Source organism: Chryseobacterium sp. C3, assembly GCF_014218905.1.
Lineage (GTDB): Bacteria > Bacteroidota > Bacteroidia > Flavobacteriales > Weeksellaceae > Chryseobacterium > Chryseobacterium mucoviscidosis.
In genome coordinates this window covers 120,826-144,451 of sequence record NZ_JACLCU010000006.1, presented here as the reverse complement: position 1 = coordinate 144,451, position 23,626 = coordinate 120,826, and the positions used below count along the sequence as shown (strand labels likewise).

Here is a 23,626-nt window from a genome sequence, read left to right as displayed (position 1 = left end):
CCAAAGTTCAGACAGAATCATTTGTAATATTTGAAAATGGAACGTAAAAATTCTGTAAAGAGAAATTCTGTTTTAAGTGGTTGTAATTCATTGTTTTGTAAATAGTGGGCTATTCAGCTACCTCATTTTCGGAGTAATTTTTGCTGTTCTTTTACAAATCAAACACAACAAATTATTATGTCAAATACTTTTTCCAAAATCCGAAACGCCATAGAATTATTCAGATCCATAGATTTTGATCAGTTGAGTGCTATTTCTCAAAAAGTAAATCTTCCCAAGCTGATGGAAAATTTCTCCAAATTAGACGATAAACAGCTTAACGGAATGATGAATATGCTCGATCCTCACAAAAAGAAAAAAGAACTTCCTGATATTGACGGCGATTTCTATGACATCTATCACACATTAAGTCCTGAACAGCGGGAAATTCAGTTAAAAGTGAGAGCGTTTATGGAAAAAGAAGTAAAACCGCTTGTTAATCACTACTGGCTGCGTGATGAATTTCCTCACGAACTGATTCCAAAATTTCAAAAACTGAATATCTGCGGAGTGACTTACGAAGGTTACGGTTGTCCCGGAATGCCTTTTCTAATGGAAGGTGTTATTGCGATGGAAATGGCTAGAATTGATGCTTCTATTGCTACTTTTTTCGGAGTTCAGTCGGGTTTGTCGATGGGTTCCATTTATATCTGCGGTTCCGAAGAGCAAAAACAGAAATGGCTTCCACAGATGCAGAAGTTTGAAAAAATCGGAGCCTTTGGATTAACAGAACCCGAAGTAGGTTCCGGAGCAGCGGGAGGATTAACGGTAACCTGCAAAAAAACACCTGAAGGCTGGATTCTGAACGGACAGAAAAAATGGATCGGAAATGCAACGTTTGCAGATTTAATTATTATCTGGGCAAGAGATTTAGATGATGGAGAAGTGAAAGGATTTATTGTTGAAAAAGACAATCCGGGGTATTCCGTTGAGAAAATCAAAGGAAAAATGGCGTTGAGAATTGTTCAGAATGGTTTGATTACGCTGAAAGATTGTTTGGTGACAGAAGAAAACAGGCTGCAGAATGCCAATTCTTTTAAAGACACCGCAAAAGTTTTACGAATGACGAGAGCCGGAGTAGCATGGATGGCGACAGGATGCGCAAGAGGAGCGTATGAAAGTGCGTTGGATTACACCAGAAAAAGAGAACAGTTCGGGAAACCGATTGCTTCTTTTCAGATGATTCAGGGACATCTGGTAGAGATGCTTTCCAATCTTACAGCAATGCAGACGATGGTTTTCAGGCTTTCCGAAATGCAGGATGAAGGAATTTTAAAAGATGAGCACGCTTCTTTAGCCAAAGTTTTCTGTACCATGAGAACCAGAGATATTGTTTCCAGAGCGCGTGAAGTGATGGGCGGAAACGGAATTCTGCTCGAATATGATGTGGCAAGATTCGTAGCTGATGCAGAAGCTATTTATTCTTACGAAGGCACAAAAGAAATCAATTCCTTGATTGTAGGAAGATCAATTACAGGTTTCAGTGCATTTGTATGATGATGTAAAAGAGAATGGTGAATGGTCAATTCGCATTGCTTGTCAATTTTAAAATTCACTTGTGTAGCAAAATTCACTATCCACCATTCTCTTTTACATCAGCTTACCAAATGCTTATATTTTTCTTTATTATCGATGATCATCCAGAGATTAATCAGAAACATAATTCCTGTAATAGCCATGGTTGCGGGAGTTTTATCCAATGTGAAGATATGGGCAATAATTCCTACCATCACCGGCAATATAACGATAGCACCCAAAGCTCTCGTTTTAGGAAAGATGAAAAGTAATCTGCCAATGACTTCTACAACTCCTACCAGTGGCATCAGCCAACTGATTTCTCCAAATGCGGCAAAAAGTTTCATTTGTTCGGGAGTCGGTTTTTCCATCGGCATATAATTGAAGAATTTGTTTAATCCGGCATTAATGAACATCAATCCGAAAAGAAGGGAAAGGATAAATTTTACGATTTTCATGTTATGATTTTTTATTAAAGTTAAATAAAAATATAATCGGCTGATTAAAAAGGAAATAAAACTTAAATAAATTCTCGGTTTTGAGAAATATTTATAGATTTAATATATTGTAGTACATAACAAATAAAACTAAATCGTGCAGATTTAAGAGAAATTAAAGGAGGCGGTGGTGCAGAAAAATGCGATATCGAACCTGTTGGATGCCCTTGTAAAATTCCGCCGGGAGATCCTTGTTTAGGCGGAGGAGGAGATCCGGGAAATCCTGGCGATCCTGTAGGATATTGTCCGGACAGCGGAGAGTATATTTATTGTACAGCACTTTGTCCAAACGGATTACAGCCTCTTTGTGCATTGTAAAAATAAAAGCCTTCAATTTTGAAGGCTTTCTTTTTATAGTTAATTGTTGATTATCAATCCATTTCTTTTAAAGTGATGTTCTTGGAGATTTTATAGGTTTTCTTCTTTTTATCGGGCTTTTCTTCTTCACCCAGCAATTTTCCCCAAGGCTGAAGTCCCTGAACTCTTTCGAAAATTATTTTAATGATGGCGATAGCCGGAATGCACAGAAACATCCCCGCAATTCCCCAAAGATGTTCCCCGATAAGAATTCCTATAAATGAAAATAAAGCATTGATTTTTACTTTGGAGCCCACCACAAATGGCAGAACAATATTTCCGTCTACAGCATGAACCGCAATATAGCCGATTGCCACATAGATGCAGGTAGATGGAGTAGAGGTTGCGAAAGCGATAAAACATGAAATGAAAAGACTGATGCAGATTCCCAGATACGGAATTACATTTAACAAGCCCGTAAGAACTCCTAAAAGAATGGCGTATTTTACTCCCAGAATCGTAAGAACAATAGAAGTAAGAACGGAAACGATTAAAATCTGAAGACACAATCCGATAATGTACTTTTTGGTCATCACTCTTACTTCGCCTACCACTTCCTGAACGCTGGCTTTATGTTTTTCATTAAAAACGGTAATAATAAAGTTATTTAAAACTCTTCTGTAATTCAAAATGAAGATAAAAAACAGAATAAAAAACACAAAAAATCCTAAACTCGAGGAAAAAATCCCAAAAGTAAAGCCCAAAATAACGCCGGATGAAGAAAGAAGTTTATTCAGTCCCTGATCAATATAGTTAAGCTGCTCATCTATTTTTACGTGAAAAGTTCTGGAAACCCAGTGCTGAATGTCTTCCGCAACCGAGGTGAACTGTCTTTTAAGATGGGGTATATCTTTGCTGAAATCCGAAAGCTGTGATCCGAAAAAGTAAATTAATCCCGTTAAAATAAACAGCATTATTAATACTGAAGCAATGGTAGACATCGATCTTGTAAATCGTAATCTTTTCTCCAGAAAATTGGAAACCGGCAGAAAAAGCATTGCCATTAAAAATGCCAGAAAGAAAGGAGCTAAAATACTCTGTCCCAAAGCAAGAAGATATCCCAATCCAATGATGGAAATAATAACCAGCGTGAGTTTTACAAGAAAAGGAAGTCGAAGTAAATTCATGGTGTGAAAATCTGTTCTATAAAAATAATAAAAACCGTTTGAGTTACGTGCTTTAACCTTTAAATCTTTTTCAACTCATTAGAAAAATGTATGCCATTTAATAAGGCTGTTTACCTTTAGTAAAAAAACAATAAAAAACACATCTCAAATCTGAGACGTGTTTTTTATTTAAATGATAAGTCTGAATTATTTTTCCAGTGCAATTTCGATTACCTCTTCCATTCTGTTTACATAATGTACATTCAGGTTTTTCAGATAATCCTTTTTAATTTCTTCCACATCTTTTCTGTTGGCTTCACAAAGAATAACCTCTTTAATTCCCGCTCTTGTAGCTGCCAGAAGTTTTTCTTTAATTCCTCCCACCGGAAGAACTTTTCCTCTTAAAGTAATCTCTCCGGTCATGGCAAGATGAGGTCTTACTTTTTTATTTTTAAATGAAGAAACCATAGAAGTCAGCATCGCAATTCCCGCAGAAGGTCCGTCTTTTGGCGTTGCACCTTCCGGAACGTGAACGTGGATGTTTTTCTTTTCGATGTCATCCTGAGAAATTCCCAGTTCATCATGTTTCGCTTTAATATATTCCAGCGCAATGGTCGCAGATTCTTTCATCACGGTTCCTAAATTTCCGGTCATGGATAATGATCCTTTTCCGTTGCTTAAAATGCTTTCAATGAATAAAATATCTCCGCCCACACTCGTCCATGCGAGACCTGTAACAACTCCCGGAACTCCTGTAATTTCAGATAAGCTTTTCGGTCTCGGAACACCTAAAATTTCATCCACTTTTTCGATCGAGATTTTAGGATCGTAATCTTTAACTAAAGCCGTCTGCAAAGCTACCCAACGCGCGATTCCTGCAATTCTTTTTTCCAGAGATCTTACGCCGCTTTCCGAAGTGTGCGCTTCGATAATATGTTTTAATTCAGCATTTCCGAGTTTAAAAGATTTAGCATCCAAACCGTTTTCTTCCTGCTGTTTTTTAATTAAATGTCTTTTGGCGATTTCAATTTTTTCCTCTAAAGTATAGCCTGCAATCTGAATGATTTCAGTCCTGTCTAACAAAGGAGTCTGAATGGTAGATAATGAATTTGCCGTTGCAATGAACATTACTTTAGACAGATCATATCCCATTTCTAAGAAATTATCGTAGAAAGACTTATTTTGTTCAGGATCAAGAACTTCTAAAAGTGCCGAACTTGGATCACCATGCAATCCCTGTCCGATTTTATCCATTTCATCCAAAACAATTACAGGATTGGAAGTTCCGGATTTCTTAATAGACTGAAGAATTCTTCCCGCCATTGCACCAATGTAGGTTTTTCTGTGACCACGGATTTCACTTTCATCGTGAAGACCACCCAAAGAAAGTCTTACATATTTTCTTCCCAGTGCATCAGCAACAGATTTTCCCAGTGAAGTTTTACCGACTCCGGGAGGTCCCACAAGCAAAAGAATAGGGGATTTCATGTTGTTTTTAAGCTTTAAAACAGCCATATGTTCCAGAATTCTTTTCTTGATATCTTCTAAACCGAAATGGGCTTTATCTAAAATTTTCTCCGCTTTGGCAATATCAAAAACATCTTTGGTGTATGTTTCCCAAGGAAGATCCGTAAAGAAATCCAAGTAATTTCTCTGAACATTGTAATCCGGCGAATTAGGATTCTGACGCTGCAAACGGTTGATTTCCTTCTGGAAATGTTCTTCTACTTCATCGCTCCATTTTTTTTCTCTCGCCTTTTTAATAAGATCCTCTACATCACCTTCTGTACCGCCTCCCAATTCTTCCTGAATCGTTCTGATCTGCTGGTTCAGGAAATATTCTCTCTGCTGTTTATCAAGATCCTTCGAAGTTTTCTGATGGATCTGGTTTCTCAGTTCCAGCTTTCTGAAATCTTCATGCATCATTTCGTAGCACTTGTTGGCTCTTTCCATCAGGTTCTTTTCTTCCAGCAATTTCTGCTTATCAGAAGAAGGGAAATTCGCGTTGGTGCAGATGAAATTCAGAAGATCATCATTGTTGTTGATGTTTTTGATGGCAAAATTCGCAGCATTCGGAATGTTAGGATCCAGCTCAATGATTTTCAGGGCAAGATCTTTTACATTTTCCAGTAAAGCTTCGTATTCTTCCTTGTTTTTAGGCTTAGAATCCTTTAATTTTGATATTTCTGCCTTAAAATAAGGCTGTTTTTCAACAACTTTCTTTATTTTAAAACGGTGAAAACCTTTGGTAATAGCCGTAATATTTCCTTCCGGAAGTTTGATGATTTTAATAATCTTTGCTAAAGTTCCGGTCTGGTATAAATCTTTTTCGGAAGGCTGCTCAAGATCTGAATTTTTCTGGCTTACGATTCCAATAAAATCACCATTTTTCTGCGATTCTTCCAGTAATTGGATGGAGGCTTTTCTTCCGGCAGTAATCGGGATCACAACGTTGGGGAACATCACCATATTTCTTACAGGAAGGATTGGGAATATCTTTTGCTCCGAATTTTGTTCTGTTTCCGCAAGATCATCAATGTTGATTTCCTGAGCTACAATATCAAATCCGTCGCTTATCATATCTTCTAAACTAATATCTTCAAATTCTGTCATAGTAAATCGAATGACAAATTGTCATTATCGTTTTAATTCGTTAACGTGAAATTTCATAATATGTTTTAAAAAGACTGTCCATATTATGTGTGCTTAAAATGCACAAGACTTATGCCATTTGTTTTTTACTAAAAAATACGGTCAAAATTTCCTTTTTTATAAAAATTAAATTTTAAAAATTAAAATAAAGGTCTTGTATTTCCGTAATTTCTTAAAAATGTGTATTTTCGCAAACTGATAAAAAACTATAATTTATATAATGGCAATTTTAGGACAAATTAGGAGTAGACCTTGGCTTTTGATGGGAGTAATTGCACTGGCGCTTTTGGCGTTCCTTGTAAACCCCGACAGTATTGATAAGGTTTTTGGTAAAAATCCTGATGTTTTAGGAAAAGTGAATGGTGAGAAAATTACCCGTGAAGAGTTTAACGATCAACTTTTCGTACTGCAACAACAGGCTGAACAGCAAGGTCAACCAAAAAATGGTCTTGAAGAGCAGGCTTGGCAATTGCTTGTGCAATCGAAGCTGATTAAACAGCAATTCGAGAAAATGGGCTTCGAAATGACGGACGATTACTTCTGGAACCAGATCCAGTACGATCAGATGTTTGCACAGCAGAAGCAGTTTTTTGATGAAAAAGGTAATTTCAAGACGCAGGAGCTTAAAAAACAAATCGAAGATATGAAAGCTGCTTCGCCAGAAGGTTACAACCAGTGGTTGAAAACCAGAAAATCAATCGAATACAGATTGATGGCGAGACAGGTATTTGCTAATGTTTCTACAGGAATCACTACAGGTAAAAAAGAAGCGGAAGAGTTGATGAGAGAAAGAGATCAGTTAGCTGATATCGATTTCGTAAAAGTAGATTATGCAGCTTATCTTCAAAAAAACAACATTAAAGTTACCACTGAAGATTTAGCAAATTATATCAAGCAGCATCCGATAATGTTCAAAGCGGAAGAAAGCAGAAATATAGGAATCGTTTATTTCCCTTCTCAGCCAAGTCCTGCAGATGATGCGGCGGCTCAGAAAGAAATTAATAAATTATTCTCTGTAGGAAGCGATGCAAGCGGAGGTTCTGAAAACTTCCAGAATACAAAGAATGACTCTATGTTTATCATGGCGAATTCTGATATGCCTTTCAATCCGCAGTATCTGAAGCCAAACCAATTGCCTCAGACGATTCAGGCACAGCTTCCGACTGCTGCAATCGGTCAGACTTTTGGTCCGTACAAAGAGCAGAATTTCTATGTAGTTTCTAAACTTTTAGATAAAAAGACTTCAGATTCTACATTATCAAGACATATTTTAATTGCTTTTAAAGGAAGTCCTGCAGGTGAAGGTGTTACAAGATCCAAAGAACAGGCTAAAAAGTTAGCAGATTCTATCGGAGCAATTGTAAAAGCAAATCCGGGGAAATTTACAGAATTCCTTAAATTATCAAACGATCCAAGTTCTGCTGCACAAGGCGGGAGCTTAGGATGGACAACTCCTGAAACGCCTTTCGTTCCTGAGTTCTTAAAATATCTGTCTGAAAACCCTAAAGGTGCGACAGGTGTTGTAGAAACACAGTTCGGGTATCATATCATCAATATTGAAGATAAAAAACCGGGAGCAATGGCTTACAAAGTGGCAAACTTGGTAAAAGCAATTAAACCTTCTGATGCTACGGAAGCAGAAGTAAACAAAAAAGCAAGCAGATTCGTTCAGCAGGTTCAGGGGAAATCTTTCAACGATTTCGTGAATATTGCTAAAAAAGCAAACTATCAGTTCTCTAATCCTAAACAGGCGAAGAGATTCGACGGACAGCTTCAGGGATTAGGAACAGACAAAGATCCGGAAATCCTTGCATGGGCTTTTGATAAGAAAAGAGAAAAAGGAGATACTGAATTATTTACAGTAGACGGAACAGGAGATAAAATTGTAGTTTACTTAAACGGGAAGCAGGAAAAAGGAACTGCAGATCCTGAATCTGTAAGAGATCAGATTGAAGTAGTGGTTAAAAATAAACTGGCTGCAAAACAGATTTCAGAGAAAATCGGGAAAGCTGGAAATTTAGATCAGATCGCTAAACAATTCGGAACTACAAAACAATCTGCACAGGTTAACTTATTAAATCCTTCAGTAGCAGGTTCTATGGAGCCAAAAGTTGCCGGAGCTGCATTCGGAGTGAAGAAAGGACAGCTTTCTAAGCCGGTTGAAGGAGGAACAGGAGTGTATGTTCTTGTTAAAAAGAACGAAATCACTAACAAGCAGCCCGGAGATCTTAAACAGTTTACAGAATCTGTTACCCAGAGAAACGGCGGAATGTTCGGACAGGCTTGGTTAAAGAGCTTACAGGACAATTCGGATATCGAAGATTACAGAATCGAGATCTGGAACAAGCTAGGTTCTCAGCAACAATAAAAATAATTTTTCAGATAGATAAAAAGCGGCAAAGTTTTTGCCGCTTTTTTTGTGTGTAACGCAGAGCAATAGAGAAAAACATTCATTTAAATGTAGTATATTTGCTCATTAGAAAAAATTTAGCAAGTGAAGTTCAGTAAAGAATTAAAAGCTGGTGTGATCGCACTATTGGCCATTGTAGGCTTTGTAGTGCTTTTTCAATTTATGAAAGGCAGAAGCCTTTTTACTACCGATAATATATTTTACGCACAATATGATAACGTCGAGGGATTGGCACAATCTTCCCCTGTTTCCATTAATGGATTAAAGGTAGGACAGGTTGATAAAATCATTCCTCATACATCTAAGAACGGTAAAATCGATTTTCTTGTAAAAATTACGGTTGATAATAATTTTGAGTTCTCAAAAAATTCAACATTGGAAATTTTTGAACCGAGTTTAATGGGAGGAAAAGAAATGAGAATTAACCTGATGTACGGAGGTCCGACGGCAAAAGACGGAGATACTTTAAGAGGGGCATTTAAATTAGGAACTTTAGGAAGCCTTTCTTCACAGGTAGGTCCTGTAAAAGATCAATTACAGGTTGTCTTACACAGAGTAGACTCTCTGATGACGAATGCCAATCAGCTTGTAGATGCGCAAAACAGACAGGAAATTAAATTATTACTGGCTAATCTTAACAAAACAGTTGCCGCTTTACAGACTACGGCAGGAAGCGTAAATTCCTTAGTGGGTCACAATGATCCTAAACTTCAGAAAGTATTGGATGATGCAAGTCTTACGATGCAGAGCGGAAAAGTTACTTTGGATAAATACGGAAATCTAGCAGAAAGCATCGATACTAAAAAACTGAATGCTACCATCGCTAATTTAGATGCAACAGTAGGACAGTTAAATAATGTGGTTTCAGGAATCGACAGAGGAGAAGGAAGTTTAGGGAAAATTATGAAAGACGATCAGCTTTACAATAACCTGAATGCCGCTTCCAATAATCTGAATTCTTTGATCGAAGATTTGAAAGCGCACCCAAAAAAATATGTTAACTTCTCCGTTTTCGGAAAAAATAATAAAGACTAATTTTTTAAACCATGCATTATATCCCTAATATTATTTTTCTGATTTTATTAATTGCAGGTTTTGGACTTTTTGTAAAAAGTCTGCAGAAGATATATAGAAACATCAGATTAGGACGTGAGATCAATCGAAGCGACAGAAGAGGAGAAAGATGGGCAACAATGGCAACTGTTGCAATGGGGCAGAGTAAGATGACAAAACGTCCTATAGCCGGAATTTTACACCTTTTTGTGTATGTAGGCTTTATCATCATCAATATCGAACTTATCGAAATTGTGGTGGATGGAATCTTTGGAACACACAGATTTTTATCAACCATTTTAGGAAATACCGTTTATGGTTTCTTTACCGCTACTTTAGAAGTTTTGGCACTTTTAGTGGTAATTGGCGTTGTTGTATTTTTTATCCGTAGAAATTTTTACGGAGTAAAAAGATTAACGATGAAAGAACTTTTAGGCTGGCCAAAAGAAGATGCAAACTGGATTCTGATTATCGAATTTGCTTTAATGATGGCATTTTTCACCATGAATGCTTCAGACTTTATTCTCCAGTCAAATGGTTACGATCATTTTGTAAAAGTAGGTTCTTTCCCGATCAGCGAAATGATTTTCGTTCCGTTTCTTCAGATTTTCAGTTTTGATAACGGATTCTTATTCGGTGTTGAAAGAGCAGCTTGGTGGTTCCATTTTGTAGGGATTTTATTCTTTATGAATTATCTTTATTATTCAAAACATTTACACATCATTCTTGCTTTTCCGAGCACTTGGTATGCAAATCTTGAAGAGAAAGGAAAATTCAATAATCTTGAATCGGTAACGAAAGAAATAAAATTAATGATGGATCCGAATGCAGATCCTTACGCAGCTCCGGCAGAAGGACAAGCAGAAACGCCTGCAAAATTCGGAGCAGAAGATATTTTCGATCTTAATCAGGTTCAGTTGTTAAATGCTTATTCATGTACAGAATGCGGTCGTTGTACTGCAGTTTGTCCGGCAAATATTACCGGCAAAAAATTGTCTCCGAGAGCCATTTTAATGAAGACAAGAGACCGTCTTGAAGAAGTCGGCAAAAACATTGATAAAAACGGAAAATTTGTAGACGACGGAAAAAAACTTTTGAACGACTACATTACCAAAGAAGAATTATGGGCTTGTACAACCTGTAACGCATGTACAGAAGCTTGTCCTGTATTGTTAGATCCGCTTTCTATCATCTTCGAAATGAGAAGATTCTTAGTAATGGAACAGTCTGCTGCACCTCAGGAATTAAACCTGATGATGACAAATGTAGAAAACAATGCTGCACCGTGGCAATACAATCAGGCAGACCGTTTAAACTGGGCAAATGATTAAATCTCTTTGTATAAAAGATAAATAAAAGTTGTAGATCTAAACATTTATAGAGACAATAATGAACTCAAAATTAATTGTTAAAAACTTTGGACCAATAGAAAATGCTGATTTAAATTTAAAAAGTGTAAACGTTTTTATTGGACCTCAAGCGAGTGGGAAAAGCACTATAGCAAAATTATATACGATTTGTAACTCACCTAGACTTTATCATAATTTTAATGATAGAAGGAATTCATATTTTTCAATTACAAAGAATAAGGAAGATCTTGAGCTATTTAGAGAGCCAAGTTTTGAGAAATTTATAGAGACTTTAGCAGATTATTCAATCATTGATTGTTTAAACAGTAAAACAGAAATCATTTTTGAAAGCACAACACATAAGCTTGAAATCAAAAAAAATAAAATGATTTTTACAGATAAATTTGATCTTTCTAAAATAAATGAATATTTTGAAAATAATGATTTTATTAGCTGTAAAAAAGAATTTAAAAGATTATCAAATATTTCAGATAATTTTGATTTTTCATATAAATTTTGGATTTTCTGGGAACGGTTAAGTCAAAAAGATAAACAAAAAACAGGTGAAGAATTTTCAAATTTATACAGAGAATTTTCTGATAATTTCAATTATGATTTAGATTTATCAGAAAGAGAAATTTTAAGGATCATAGAACGTGCAAATGAAACAAAAAGAGAATATTTTTTTAAGTCACCACTGTATATACCTGCTGAAAGAGTTATAATTAATCTTCTTAAACAAGCGGCAATTTCATTTCAAAATTTAGAAGTTCCTATTCCTAAGCATTTGATCAATTTTGCTAGTATTTATGCAAATGCCTCATTTGAAATAAAGGAATTTGATTTAAGCTTTTTAAAAGAAGGTACCTTGTATAAATATATTAACGGAGAGGATAGAATTTATTTTTCTAAAAGGAAAAATATGAAATTGTCGGAAAGTGCTTCTGGTTTTCAAAGCATTGTCCCAATAATTCTTCCGATTGAATATATGAAAATAAGACAAAGTAGAGAAGCTAACTATTCATTTGTTATAGAAGAACCAGAAACTAATCTTTTTCCAAGAGCCCAATATGATCTATTAAAATTATTAGAAAGTGGGAGATCTGAAGATTTTGGTAAAGTTGATAAAGGAACTATGCATTTTTATACAACTCATAGTCCATTTTTTCTTTCGTCATTAAATAATTTATTATTTGCTTTTATAAAAGGTAACGAAAATGGAAGAAAAAACTTTTCTAAAATTGATGATATAATTTCTAAAAGATCTTGGATAAATCCAAAAGATTTCTCTGGATATCAAATTGTAAATGGAAAGATTAAGTCAATATTCAATGAGAAAAGTGGTCTAATTGAGAGTAATTTAATAGATCAAGTATCAGAAGATATTATAAACGATTTTAGAAAAATAGCTATTGCTTCAGTTGAGTAGTATGAAAAGTATTTTTAATAAATCAAATTTTTCTGGTTGCTTGTCAACAATTATAGATGATGTTTTCTATATTTGTGATGATGGGGGAGTAGGGATTCCATGTAGAATTTCAGATTTTAGTAACTATGATTTTAAGGTAAATAATCCTACAAAGAAGAAAATAGATTTTATACAAATTGATGGTTGTGTATATAATTCTAGTGATGGTAGAAAATGTGATTTCATGTTAAGTGATAATCGCATTGCATGTTTTATTGAAATAAAATCTTTAACGGATTTTTCCAGTGCTTGGAAATCTGATTCAAAAAAAGATGATGCATTAGAACAAATAATTTCAACTATTCAAAAAATAAAGTTAAGATTTCCCTCTCTTGACATATTAAATGTTTTTGGTATAATTTGTTTGAAACCTAATGTGCCAATTTTTACACAGAGTATTCAAGTTGCTGAACAAGTAAGAATAAGTAGGTTACTTACGGAAACTGGTTGTCCAAATTTATATATAGGAAATGAAATGACATTTAGTAATTAATTATGGATTTCAATATAAAAACAATGGCAGAATATGCTGCCGAAGGAAAATCGCCTGAAGTTTTATTTTGGGTAGGTTGTGCCGGAAGTTTCGACGACCGCGCTAAAAAAATCACGAAAGCATTTTGCAAAATTTTAAATAAAATAGGCGTGGAATTCGCTGTACTTGGGCAGGAAGAAAGCTGTACAGGAGATCCCGCAAAACGTGCAGGAAACGAATTTGTTTTCCAGATGATGGCGTTAACGAATATCGAAATTCTGAATGCTTATGAAGTAAAAAGAATCGTTACCGCTTGTCCGCACTGCTTCAATACGCTGAAAAATGAATATCCGAATTTAGGCGGAAATTATGAAGTAATGCATCACACTCAATTCCTTAAAAAATTAATGGAAGAAGGGCGTTTGAAAATTGAAGGCGGCACATTCAGCGGTAAAAAGATTACTTTCCATGATCCTTGTTATCTGGGAAGAGCTAATGAAGAATATGAAGCGCCGAGACTTTTACTGGAAAAACTGGATGCCGAACTGGTAGAAATGAAGCGTTGCAAGACCAATGGTCTTTGCTGTGGAGCAGGAGGAGCACAAATGTTTAAAGAACCTGAAAAAGGAAAAAAAGACATCAATATCGAAAGAACTGAAGAAGCTCTGTCTTTCGAGCCTAAAGTAATCGCAACAGGATGTCCTTTCTGTAATACGATGATGACGGACGGTGTAAAACATTTCAATAAAAATGATGAAGTTGCCGTGAAAGATATTGTAGAACTTTTGGCGGAAGCTGAAGATTTGTAAGAATATTTCTAAAAATATAAGACTCAGGATTTTTCCTGAGTTTTTTGTTTGGTGAGAATTCCACCTTGCCGGATTATGGTGTGAAGAAAAAATTGTAATTTTACCTTTTAAATTGATCAAAATGAAGATTGAAGAATCTAATATCGTAGAAGCAAACGACTACAGAGTAATAATATATCCTGCCTCAAGACCTTTTGAAACAAAAGAAGCCAAACAGATCACAGAGAAACTTTTTGATTTTCTGGCAACTTGGGCAGCACACGGAAAACCGCTTTCCTCATCTTTTAAGATTGAAAAAAATCAGTTTATCATCATCTGTGTGGATGAAGAGAAAGAAATGGCTTCCGGATGCAGTATTGATGCGCTTGGGAAAGTAATTAGAGAAATTGATGAAGAATATCAATTGGGATTATTCGACAGAATGAAAGCGAGTTTTATAGAAAACGGTGAAGTAAAAACTTTAAAGCTGAATGATTTTAAATCAAAAGTAAGAAACGGAGAAATTTCTAAAGACATTCAAGTTTTTGATTTTTCTAAAAATACCTATCTCGAATTTATAGGGAATTTTCTTTTGCCATTCGATAGAAGTTGGGCGGCTGGAATTAAATAAAAATTCATTAGCATTAATAAAATAGAAAGTGGAGCTCCTCCACTTTTTTTGCTTTGTGTATATTTGATAACTTTTGGAGCCTGATTGAAAAAAGGATGTATAAAATACTATTTTTAACAACCGCTCACCGTTATGATGATGACAGAATTTTCTATCATCAGGCAAAAGCTTTGCTTAATGACGGAAATCAGGTTAAAATTTGCAGTCTTTCTTCAGAATTTAAAGGGATTATCGATGGTATTGAAATAGAGTCTTATTCCATCTTAGAAAAAAGTATAGAAGAGAAGAGAAAAGCTTTTGAGAAAGTTTGCGATTCTTTTCAGCCGGATTGTATTATTTGTTCTGAGCCTTTGGCGGTGATTACAGCTAAAAAGTTCCAAAAAGGCAAAAAAATCAGTATTGCATATGATATAACTGAGTGGTATCCATCGATGAGGATGGTAGAAAATTTTTCATTTCCTTTAAATATCCTCCACGGTTTTAAATTCTTTTTAATTCAGTTATATGCAGGATTTTTAAGTACTTATTTTATTTTTGGAGAGGATGCCAAAAAATTTCCTCTGGCTTATTTTTTTCCTTTTAAAAAAGCAATTATTTTGCCTTATTATCCGGATGAAATTTACATCCATCAGAATATTAAAAAACTAGATCCCAGTAAAATCACACTTTGTTATACCGGTCAGTTTTCAGAAGAAAAAGGCATGGGAAATTTTTTCCTCGCTGTGGATTGTTTAAGAAAGAAAAAACCTGAACTTGAGATTTCAATTCTTTTAATTGGAGGTTCAAGAAAAGAAAAAGATGCACAGTACTTCTCAGAGCAGCTTAAAAAATATCAGTTTGAACATATTAAAATAGAGAAATCTGCTTCATTCGAAACTTTTACAGAAGCGTATTCCGAAGCCGATATTTGTTTTGATCTTCGAACGATGAATTCTGAAAATCATCATTGTCTGCCAATAAAAATATTTTATTATTTGGCCTCGGGAAAGCCTGTAATTTATACAGATCTTAAAGCCATACGCAAACATCTGAATGTTTCAGAATTTGGTTTTCTGGTTAATCCTGAAGATTCTGATGCTATTGCGAATAGGATTCTTACTTATATTAATAATCCTGAATTATATTCGCTTCATGCAAAAAATGCAAGATTGGCTTATGAAAAAAAATATAACTGGAATATTATTAAAAGTTTATTCTTAAACTTCATCAAAACTTCAATAAAATAAGATGAAGCAAAATACGATTCTTAAAACCTTTGCATCACGGTTTTTAATTTTGATATTAAATTTCGGATTAGTCATTTACTCTACAAATATGTGGGGGAGTGAAGGAAAAGGCTTCATTTCTTTAGTAATCGCAGATCTTACGGTCATCAGTTTTTTTGCGAATATTTTTGTAGGGAGCAGCATGAGCTATTTCGCTTCAAAGTTTAAAACAGAGGAAATTTTACCGTTTGCTTATTTATGGTCGGTTTTAGTTGGAATTTTAGTTCCTTTAATCTTTAGATTTAACAATGCTTCGGCATATTTTGGGTATCTGATTATGCTCTCTGTCTTATCATCCATTTTGGCTGCAAATGTAAATTTATTTGTAGGTCAGCAAAATATCAGAATGTTCAATATATATACGGCATTACAGCAGATTGTACATATTATTTTTATTCTGATTTTAGTTTATCTGATTAAAATAACCTCAGTAGATGCTTATTTTTTGGCACAAATAGGGAGTTTTGGCATTCTGTTGTTAGGAAGTAGTTTTCAAGTTTTTAAAACTTGCGACTTAAAACGAATTTCATTCTCTAAAAAAATTGGCGGGAAATTATTCAATTATGGTTGGAAAACTCAGCTTAGCGCTTTCTTACAATTTTTAAATAACAGACTATCCTTTTACTTTCTCGAATATTTCAAAGGAGTAGTAAGCGTGGGAATTTTCTCTGTTGGAATAGCATTTTCTGAAGCAATATGGACGGTAAGCAGAAGTTTATCGGTAGTTCTTTATTCGGATGTTTTAAATAACAGTAATGCAGACGAAGCTATAGAAAAGACCAAAGTTTCTTTAAAAATTAGTTTTTTAGTTACATTATCATTTATTTTAGCCATGTTGCTTATTCCTGGGCAGTTATATTCCATGATTTTTGGAAAAGATTTCAGTCAGACCAAAGAAATTATCCTTTTTCTCTCTCCAGGGATTCTGGCAATTGCGGTAAGCAATATTATTGGTCATTATTTTGCGGGTATCAATAAATTAAGAATTTTAAATGTAAAATCTTTAATAGGACTTATTTTTACAATAGGATCTTCATTTTACATCATTCCTAAATGGGGAATTCGTGGTGCGTGTATTATTACCTCTGTGTCATACTGCATTTCTTCCGGTATTCTGTTTTGGAGATTTTATCAGATGACGGACTTTCGTTTTCAGGATTTTATTCTTTCGAAAGCTGAAATTAATTTGCTTTTAAATAAAGTCCTAAAGAAATAGAACTGTCAAATAAAAATAAGTTTTTATCTTTGTTGGAAATGAGAAATATTGTTTTTGGATTTCTGGTTATTTTTTGTGCCTTTCTGAGCTGCAGAACGGATGATGAAGATTTGCAGAAAATCGATCAGATTTTGAACATCTATATGAAGAATGGGGCAGGACGAGATCTGTTTCATGCAAAAAAAGATCAGACTTATTATACGTATTCACTAAATGATGTTAACGGAACCAAAGACGTTTCTCCGGTAAGCAGTACTTTGCGTGCTACTGCAGATTCCACACTTTTTATTGAATATATTGCAGGAGCCAAAAGAGTAGGGCTGGATACGCTGGATCCGAACAATAAAACCTATCAGTCGGTAATTACGGTTTCACTGGTGAAGAGACTTAACAGTACGATTCTTGATACCATTAATGAAAGGCTCAGAATTCAGTATCGCATGACGCCTTCGGTTTTTGAGGTCTCGAAAGTCTATTACAACGATACTTTAAGATTTACAAAAACACCGGGTTCCCCGAATGTTGTTACGATCGTAAAATAATTTTATACATTTGCAAAACTGTTGACATTCTGATGTTCAACATTCTAATAACTAACATCTAAATAAAATGTTACAAGTCAATTTTTTGCGCGATAATAAAGAGCGCGTTTTAGAAGGTCTTAAAAAAAGACAATTCAAGAATCTTGAGTTGGTAGACGAGGCTATTGCTACCGACGAAGAAAGAAAGAAAATTCAGTTTGAATTGGATTCCCAACTTTCCGAAATCAATAAAATCTCCAAAGAAATCGGACTTTTAATGAAAGAAGGAAAAAAAGAAGAAGCAGAATCCGCAAAATCTAAAACAGCACAGTACAAAGAGTCGACGTCGGAATTGAAAGCTCAGTTAGATGTAAAAGAAAAAGCATTACTGGATATTTTGTATCAATTGCCGAATATTCCTCATGAAAAAGTAAAAAATGGTGCTTCTGCAGATGATAACGAAATTATCTATCAGTCTCACGATGTGGAAGGTCTGGGTGAGGGAGCAATTCCTCACTGGGAACTGGCAAAAAAATACAATCTTATCGATTTTGAATTGGGCGTAAAAATTGCCGGAGCAGGTTTTCCGGTATATTTAGGAAAAGGCGCAAGATTGCAGAGAGCTTTGGTTCAGTATTTTTTAGATAAAAATGTTGAGAAAGGATATATGGAAGTAAATCCTCCTCACGTTGTAAACGAAGCTTCAGGATACGGAACGGGACAATTGCCGGATAAAGAAGGACAGATGTATCATATCGGATTAGATGATTTATATCTGATTCCTACCGCAGAAGTTCCGGTAACGAATCTCTATCGCGATGTTTTATTTGAAGAAAAAGATCTCCCGGTCAAAAATACAGCCTTCTCACAATGCTACAGAAGAGAAGCGGGAAGTTACGGAGCGCATGTAAGAGGTTTGAACCGTCTTCACCAGTTTGAAAAAGTAGAGATCGTAAGAATTGAAAAACCGGAAAATTCTTATGCAGTATTAGAAGAAATGGTAGAACACATCAAAGAAATTTTAAGTGATCTTGAATTGCCATACCGTGTTTTAAGGCTTTGTGGAGGAGACACAGGTTTTGCTTCAGCCATGACGTATGATTTCGAAGTTTGGAGTGCAGCTCAGGAAAAATGGCTTGAAGTAAGTTCCGTTTCCAATTTTGAAACCTTCCAGGCAAACAGACTGAAATGCCGTTATAAAGCAGATGGAAAATCTCAGTTGGTTCACACCCTGAACGGTTCCGCAATGGCATTGCCAAGAATTATGGCTGCTTTGCTGGAAAATAATCAGACAGAGGAAGGAATTAAACTTCCGAAGAAAGTCGCTGAATATGCGAAGTTTGATTTGATCAGCTAAATAAAATTTTGTCTATATACAATAAAAACCACTGTTTTTCAGTGGTTTTTATTTGGTTTATCTAAACGATTTCATTTGAAATGAATTCATGATTAATCTTTAGTGAATCGTGTTGACGTTGAGTTTCCGTTTTTGTCAATCATTTGTAAAATATAATTTCCTTTGGCTAAACCTGATGCATTCAGCTGTGGATTTTTAACTGAATTCTTTTGTGAATAGACTTTTTGCCCAACCATATTGAAAATATTTAATTCCACTATGTCGTTAGCTGATTTTACATATAACAGATCTTTTACAGGATTAGGATAAACAGAGGTGTCTCCATCTATTTCAACAGACTTCACCCCCAACACACTTCCGGAATTAATTTTCACATAAGAAAAGTTTCCTTGCAGTACAGAGGTTGAGCTCGACCAGCAAGCGGTAAAAAGTGTACCATATCCCGAAACACCTGTTCCTACTGCATCAACAGAAGTTGTTGTTCCGTTGCTTCCGGTATGACGTATTTCTATTACAAGGTTAGTACCTGTATATAAATAAGGAGTATTGAAATTTATATCAAAACTGAAACTTCCATTGTTCGTAACGGCGCCGGATGGTATTAAAAGACTTCCCGAGCGGACTTGTGTCTGCGTTCCCACAACGTTAGCTGCAAAATTAAGCTGTCTGTTAGCCGGTTCTACGCCGTCACTAAGATAAATCTGATAATCCGGATAGGTGGTATTTGAGGCAGGCCATGCAGAGGCTGCACTTGCAGGAATTCTAAGTGATATCGAAGTAAGATACTTTCCTGATAAGGCAGTAAGCTGAGAGTCATCAATAATCAGTTGATAAGTTCTGGTAGAGTTAGCAAAAGGTCCTGTAAAAGCTGCTGTTGAAGTCAAATTAGGAACAGTTACTGAAGTTTGGGCTTTCGTTGCTGAAAAAAATAAAATAGCACCAACCGTAAACGCATGACATGCAATTTTACTAAGGTAGCTTAGTGTTTGATGTTTTTGAATTTTCTGAAATGAGGGAAAAGGTAGCTTTATATACATATATTAAATTTTTAGTTACAATAAAGATACGAAATTGATTGTATAATAAAATTGAATTTAAAAGATAATATTGGTAACTGTATTAAATTTTAATCGAATTTTTGCGTTAATAAATTGTTATTTGTGTGATTTATATAATGTTAATGTCTGGTTTGATCATTCCGAATTATAATTAAAAAACCCTCCGGATATACTTCAGAGGGTTAAATCTTTTAAATTTAGCATTACTACTAATGACAATTTACTTTACCATGATCATGCGTACTGTGATCTCCCGGCAAATGGCAGTCTCCCTGATTGTGTTTTGAGATCGTCATCGCTTCTGCTTTTGGAGAAATATAGGGAATTCCCAGTTCCATTCCCCGGACAATAAAAAGTCCGCCCAAAATAATCATGACAATCGGAATCACTTTTAAAACTTTCACTCTAAAAGTCTGATTCATGAGATTTCCGACCAAAACTACCGCGAACATAAACGGAAGTGTTCCCAAACCGAATAAAGCCATATAAAAAGCGCCCTGCCATATTCCTCCGCTTGCTAAACTTGCAGTTAAAGCCATATAAACCATTCCGCAGGGTAAAAAACCATTCAGAAGACCTGTCGTAAATCTTGAACGGTAATCTGCCTTTTGAAGCAGTCTTCCCAAATTCGATTTTACTTTGAATAAAAATTTTGAAAAAAACGGAACTTTAGAAGCAAAATCTTTTCCTCCAAAAGAAAAAACAGCCATTACAATAAGCAGAATTCCCACAGCAATTGTAAGATATTTCTGGAAACCCGCCATTTCAAAACCTTCCCCAATAATTCCAAGAATTGCTCCCAAAAGGGAATAAGTGAAAATTCTTCCGAATTGATAAGTGAGATTCTGAAGGTAGAAATTGGTTGCCTGTTTTTTTGTTAATCCCATCGACAATGCAATAGGTCCGCACATTCCGATACAGTGGAATCCTGATGCAAAACCCAACCCGATTGCCGATATTACAAGTGCTATTTCCATATCACATCATAATCCATTCTGTAGTCTGTTTTATCTTTTGTCCAGCTCAAACGAAGGGTATAATTCCCCAGTTTCAGAACCTGTGCAGGAATTAAAAAAGACTGATTGGCATCCAACTGTACCGTTTTATGAACATCCAGGTTCTGATCGTCGGTTCTGTTCAGTACAAATTTTACTTTGGTATTAGAATTATTGTAGTCTTTCGGAAAAGTGATTCTGATTCCTGCTTGATTCTGGTTGTAAACAGGTTTTTCCTTCAGTTCATCTGCTCTTTTTTTAGCGTCAATAACGTCCTGATATTTCAGTTCTTCTTCATAGTAATTATCGGTTACCATTTCAGAATTCTTTTGTCCGTTCGGAAAAAGAAACATCATGGATAAAATAAAGATCATAAATGATGCTAAAGCGATAATTACACCGTGTCCCCAATTAAAGTTTTTCATTTCTAAAAATTAAAATTGTAATTTGAATGGTCCTTCAAAATATGTTTTGTATGAATCTACCAGTTTCCCCTTCATATCATAAACTCCGATTGTGATGTTCTGCTTGGAAAGCGTCATTTCATTTTCCGGAAAACTGATGTTGATGGTTCCTTTGGTAATTTTGTCTCTGTCTACAGAAATTTTACTCGATTCGCTGTAGATCACCTCTCCATGTTTCGGCTCGATAATCTTGATGGTTACAATTTTTTTCTCGTTGGTTTTATTTAAAAAAGTATAATTGTACGTATTGGTAATTTTTCCGTCTCTCACAAAGAACGTGCTTCCTGCAGGTTTAATGAATTTGGCTTCCATTTCGGCTCTGCTTGTAAGAAGATAGCCTAAAAATCCTGTAAGCAGTAAAAGAACCACTGCAAAACCTTTCATTCTTCCTGTAAATTTAAACTCGGTCTGCTTCTCGATCTCGTTTTCGGTGGCGTATCTTATCAATCCTTTCGGAAGACCTACCTTTTCCATAACTTCATCACAGGCATCAATACAGGCTGTACAGTTTACACACTCAAGCTGTTGTCCGTCTCTTATGTCTATTCCGGTAGGACAAACCACCACACATTGATGACAATCGATACAATCACCTTTTCCGGCTGCTTTTCTGTCTTCTCCTTTTCTCCATTTTGCTCTGTTTTCACCTCTTTTAAAATCGTAGAAAACATTAATGGTATCTTTATCTATTAGAACCCCCTGTAATCTACCGTAAGGACAAACCAATGTACAAACCTGTTCTCTGAACCATGCAAATACAAAGTAAAATGCTGCGGTTAAAAGAATCATAACAATGAAGTTGGTAGGATTGGCAAAAGGTCCTTCAGAAACTATTCTGAATACTTCTTCATATCCTACGATATACATGAACATGAAGTGAGTGATAATTAACGAAATCACAAGAAAGATCGTCCATTTTAGACTTCTTTTAAGGATCTTTTCGCTGTTCCATTCCTGTCTGTCAAGCTTCATCTGCTTGTTTCTGTCTCCCTCAATAAGATAATCTATTTTACGGAAGATAAATTCTAAAAAAATTGTCTGAGGACAAATCCATCCGCAGAAAATTCTCCCGAAAGCCATCGTAAAAATGATGATGAATATTAAAGAAGTAATTGCGCCAAGTGTAAGGATAAAAAAATCCTGTGGATAAAAAGGCTGTCCAAAGATGAAGAACTCCCTGTCAATTACATTAAATAAAATAAGAGGATTACCATTAATTTTGATGAATGGCACTGCAAAATAAATCAATAGTAAAACATAACTTACAATGCTTCGGTAGTTGGTATATTTTCCTTTTGGTTTTCTGGGAAAAACCCATTTCCTCTTACCGGATCGTTCCATTGTCCCGATAGAATCTCTATAAGTTTCAGGGTCCAGAACTTGTCCCTGTCCGCCGCGTACTTCTGTTTCTTCTATGTCTGACATTTATGATAGTTTTTAAAAAAAGAAAAACATAATTCGTTACTATTTTTTAATTTAATAACAAACTATGTTTTTCATATGTTCTAATTTATTTAAGTTAAATTATTCTTTTTCCCAATGTGCCTCTGTTCCCTGAGGAGCTGCACCACCTTGAGCCGGTGTTATCGGAGGCAATTCCTGATTGATGTGATATACATACGCTGCAATCTTTTCAATTTCAGCACCCGAAACTTCTCCGTTCTTACCAAATGCTCTCATCGCAGGATTGTTAGGAGAACCATTCCAGTCCATATTGAATACGTTTTTGAATAACGTTTTCTCAGGCTGGTTGATCCAGAAATTATCCGTAAGGTTTGGACCAATTCCTCCACTACCGTCTTCCTTGTGACAAGATGCACAGTTTGTTTTGAACAATTCTTTTCCTTCAGCAATATTATCAGCAGAATATTTAGCTGTTTCAATTGTTACCGGAGGTTGTTCGCTGTTATACTTTTCAATCGCTGCCAACTGTTCTTTGTATTCCTTTTCATATTCGCTCAACGGATGTGCGAAATCTGTAAAAGAGAATGCTGCTACATATACAATACAAAAAGCAGTCCCAAAATAGAATAAACCTACCCACCATTTTGGCAATTGGTTATCCAGCTCCATGATTCCGTCGAAACCGTGGTCGATAAGGATATCTTTTTCTTCTGCTGCAGATTGCTTCTTGAATGCTGCATTATATAATCTTGTAAAGTAAGGTACTTTCTTTTCAGCTAAATAAGCTGCCTTTTCTTCAGGAGATAATTTTTTGAATTTATTGTTCTCAATTAAATCTCCGATTGCACTGTGGATATAAGCTAAAATACCTCCGATTACTACAGTTCCCCAGAAATAAGGAGAAGATAGGAAATCATAGCTTTGTACAAACAGATAATAAAAAACTATTAAAAGTCCAATTATTATTAAAATGTTTATAACAACCGGTGTTCTTTGTTTCATAATAAGT

20 protein-coding genes are annotated in these 23,626 nt (G+C 35.2%); 12 read left to right on the top strand and 8 right to left on the bottom strand.

What is annotated here, in order from left to right:
* The first annotated feature begins 177 nt into the window (after positions 1 to 177).
* The gene (locus H6W53_RS14760) at positions 178 to 1,536 is read left to right on the top strand and encodes an acyl-CoA dehydrogenase family protein (RefSeq protein WP_185207876.1); all 1,359 of its coding nucleotides are present in this window, start codon (positions 178 to 180) and stop codon (positions 1,534 to 1,536) included.
* A gap of 98 nt (positions 1,537 to 1,634) precedes the next feature.
* Here the strand turns inward: H6W53_RS14760 and H6W53_RS14755 are convergent, their stop codons facing one another.
* The 3 genes from H6W53_RS14755 to lon all read right to left on the bottom strand — a co-directional run bounded on the left by H6W53_RS14755 (position 1,635) and on the right by lon (position 6,127).
* Positions 1,635 to 2,012: a DoxX family protein gene (locus H6W53_RS14755; protein ID WP_185207874.1), complete on the bottom strand. Its 378-nt coding sequence runs from the start codon at positions 2,010 to 2,012 to the stop codon at positions 1,635 to 1,637.
* Positions 2,013 to 2,422: 410 nt separating this feature from the next.
* On the bottom strand, positions 2,423 to 3,535 hold the full coding sequence (locus H6W53_RS14750; protein ID WP_185207872.1) for an AI-2E family transporter: 1,113 nt from the start codon (positions 3,533 to 3,535) through the stop codon (positions 2,423 to 2,425).
* Between the two features lie 186 nt (positions 3,536 to 3,721).
* Positions 3,722 to 6,127 (bottom strand): endopeptidase La, encoded by a 2,406-nt coding sequence (gene lon, locus H6W53_RS14745; protein ID WP_185207870.1) that lies wholly within the window; start codon positions 6,125 to 6,127, stop codon positions 3,722 to 3,724.
* A gap of 259 nt (positions 6,128 to 6,386) precedes the next feature.
* On the opposite strand from lon, the gene H6W53_RS14740 reads away from it, so the two are divergent.
* The 11 genes from H6W53_RS14740 to serS all read left to right on the top strand — a co-directional run bounded on the left by H6W53_RS14740 (position 6,387) and on the right by serS (position 18,696).
* Positions 6,387 to 8,534, top strand: coding sequence for a peptidylprolyl isomerase (locus H6W53_RS14740; RefSeq protein WP_185207867.1), 2,148 nt, complete (start codon positions 6,387 to 6,389; stop codon positions 8,532 to 8,534).
* A gap of 126 nt (positions 8,535 to 8,660) precedes the next feature.
* Complete coding sequence (locus H6W53_RS14735; RefSeq protein ID WP_185207865.1) at positions 8,661 to 9,611, top strand: MlaD family protein; 951 nt, start codon at positions 8,661 to 8,663, stop codon at positions 9,609 to 9,611.
* 11 nt (positions 9,612 to 9,622) lie between these two features.
* Positions 9,623 to 10,960 (top strand): 4Fe-4S dicluster domain-containing protein, encoded by a 1,338-nt coding sequence (locus tag H6W53_RS14730; protein ID WP_185207862.1) that lies wholly within the window; start codon positions 9,623 to 9,625, stop codon positions 10,958 to 10,960.
* 58 nt (positions 10,961 to 11,018) lie between these two features.
* Positions 11,019 to 12,407 (top strand): AAA family ATPase, encoded by a 1,389-nt coding sequence (locus H6W53_RS14725; RefSeq protein ID WP_185207860.1) that lies wholly within the window; start codon positions 11,019 to 11,021, stop codon positions 12,405 to 12,407.
* A 1-nt stretch (position 12,408) separates the two neighbouring features.
* A complete protein-coding gene (locus H6W53_RS14720; RefSeq protein ID WP_185207858.1) occupies positions 12,409 to 12,939 on the top strand; it encodes a hypothetical protein in 531 nt (176 codons plus the stop codon).
* A 2-nt stretch (positions 12,940 to 12,941) separates the two neighbouring features.
* Positions 12,942 to 13,727, top strand: a complete 786-nt coding sequence (locus H6W53_RS14715; RefSeq protein WP_185207856.1) for a (Fe-S)-binding protein — start codon at positions 12,942 to 12,944, stop codon at positions 13,725 to 13,727.
* Positions 13,728 to 13,848: 121 nt separating this feature from the next.
* Positions 13,849 to 14,337, top strand: a complete 489-nt coding sequence (locus H6W53_RS14710) for a hypothetical protein (RefSeq protein WP_185207854.1) — start codon at positions 13,849 to 13,851, stop codon at positions 14,335 to 14,337.
* A gap of 95 nt (positions 14,338 to 14,432) precedes the next feature.
* The gene (locus H6W53_RS14705) at positions 14,433 to 15,563 is read left to right on the top strand and encodes a glycosyltransferase (RefSeq protein ID WP_185207852.1); all 1,131 of its coding nucleotides are present in this window, start codon (positions 14,433 to 14,435) and stop codon (positions 15,561 to 15,563) included.
* 1 nt (position 15,564) lies between these two features.
* On the top strand, positions 15,565 to 16,818 hold the full coding sequence (locus tag H6W53_RS14700; RefSeq protein WP_185207850.1) for a polysaccharide biosynthesis C-terminal domain-containing protein: 1,254 nt from the start codon (positions 15,565 to 15,567) through the stop codon (positions 16,816 to 16,818).
* Between the two features lie 38 nt (positions 16,819 to 16,856).
* Complete coding sequence (locus H6W53_RS14695) at positions 16,857 to 17,360, top strand: hypothetical protein (protein ID WP_116096704.1); 504 nt, start codon at positions 16,857 to 16,859, stop codon at positions 17,358 to 17,360.
* A gap of 67 nt (positions 17,361 to 17,427) precedes the next feature.
* Positions 17,428 to 18,696, top strand: coding sequence for a serine--tRNA ligase (serS, locus tag H6W53_RS14690; RefSeq protein WP_185207848.1), 1,269 nt, complete (start codon positions 17,428 to 17,430; stop codon positions 18,694 to 18,696).
* 92 nt (positions 18,697 to 18,788) lie between these two features.
* Here the strand turns inward: serS and H6W53_RS14685 are convergent, their stop codons facing one another.
* The 5 genes from H6W53_RS14685 to H6W53_RS14665 form a co-directional block, all read right to left on the bottom strand.
* Complete coding sequence (locus H6W53_RS14685; RefSeq protein ID WP_185207846.1) at positions 18,789 to 19,733, bottom strand: T9SS type A sorting domain-containing protein; 945 nt, start codon at positions 19,731 to 19,733, stop codon at positions 18,789 to 18,791.
* Positions 19,734 to 19,963: 230 nt separating this feature from the next.
* Entirely contained in the window at positions 19,964 to 20,731 is a 768-nt protein-coding gene (locus tag H6W53_RS14680; RefSeq protein WP_185207844.1) for a sulfite exporter TauE/SafE family protein, read from the bottom strand.
* The gene (locus H6W53_RS14675) at positions 20,722 to 21,174 is read right to left on the bottom strand and encodes a FixH family protein (RefSeq protein ID WP_185207842.1); all 453 of its coding nucleotides are present in this window, start codon (positions 21,172 to 21,174) and stop codon (positions 20,722 to 20,724) included. Before H6W53_RS14675 ends, H6W53_RS14680 begins: the two co-directional genes overlap by 10 nt.
* Before the next feature lie 9 nt (positions 21,175 to 21,183).
* A complete protein-coding gene (gene ccoG, locus H6W53_RS14670; RefSeq protein WP_185207840.1) occupies positions 21,184 to 22,638 on the bottom strand; it encodes a cytochrome c oxidase accessory protein CcoG in 1,455 nt (484 codons plus the stop codon).
* A 99-nt stretch (positions 22,639 to 22,737) separates the two neighbouring features.
* Positions 22,738 to 23,619 carry a cbb3-type cytochrome c oxidase N-terminal domain-containing protein gene (locus H6W53_RS14665; RefSeq protein ID WP_087708241.1) on the bottom strand — a complete coding sequence of 294 codons (882 nt, stop codon included), beginning with the start codon at positions 23,617 to 23,619 and terminating at the stop codon, positions 22,738 to 22,740.
* Positions 23,620 to 23,626 lie beyond the last annotated feature (7 nt).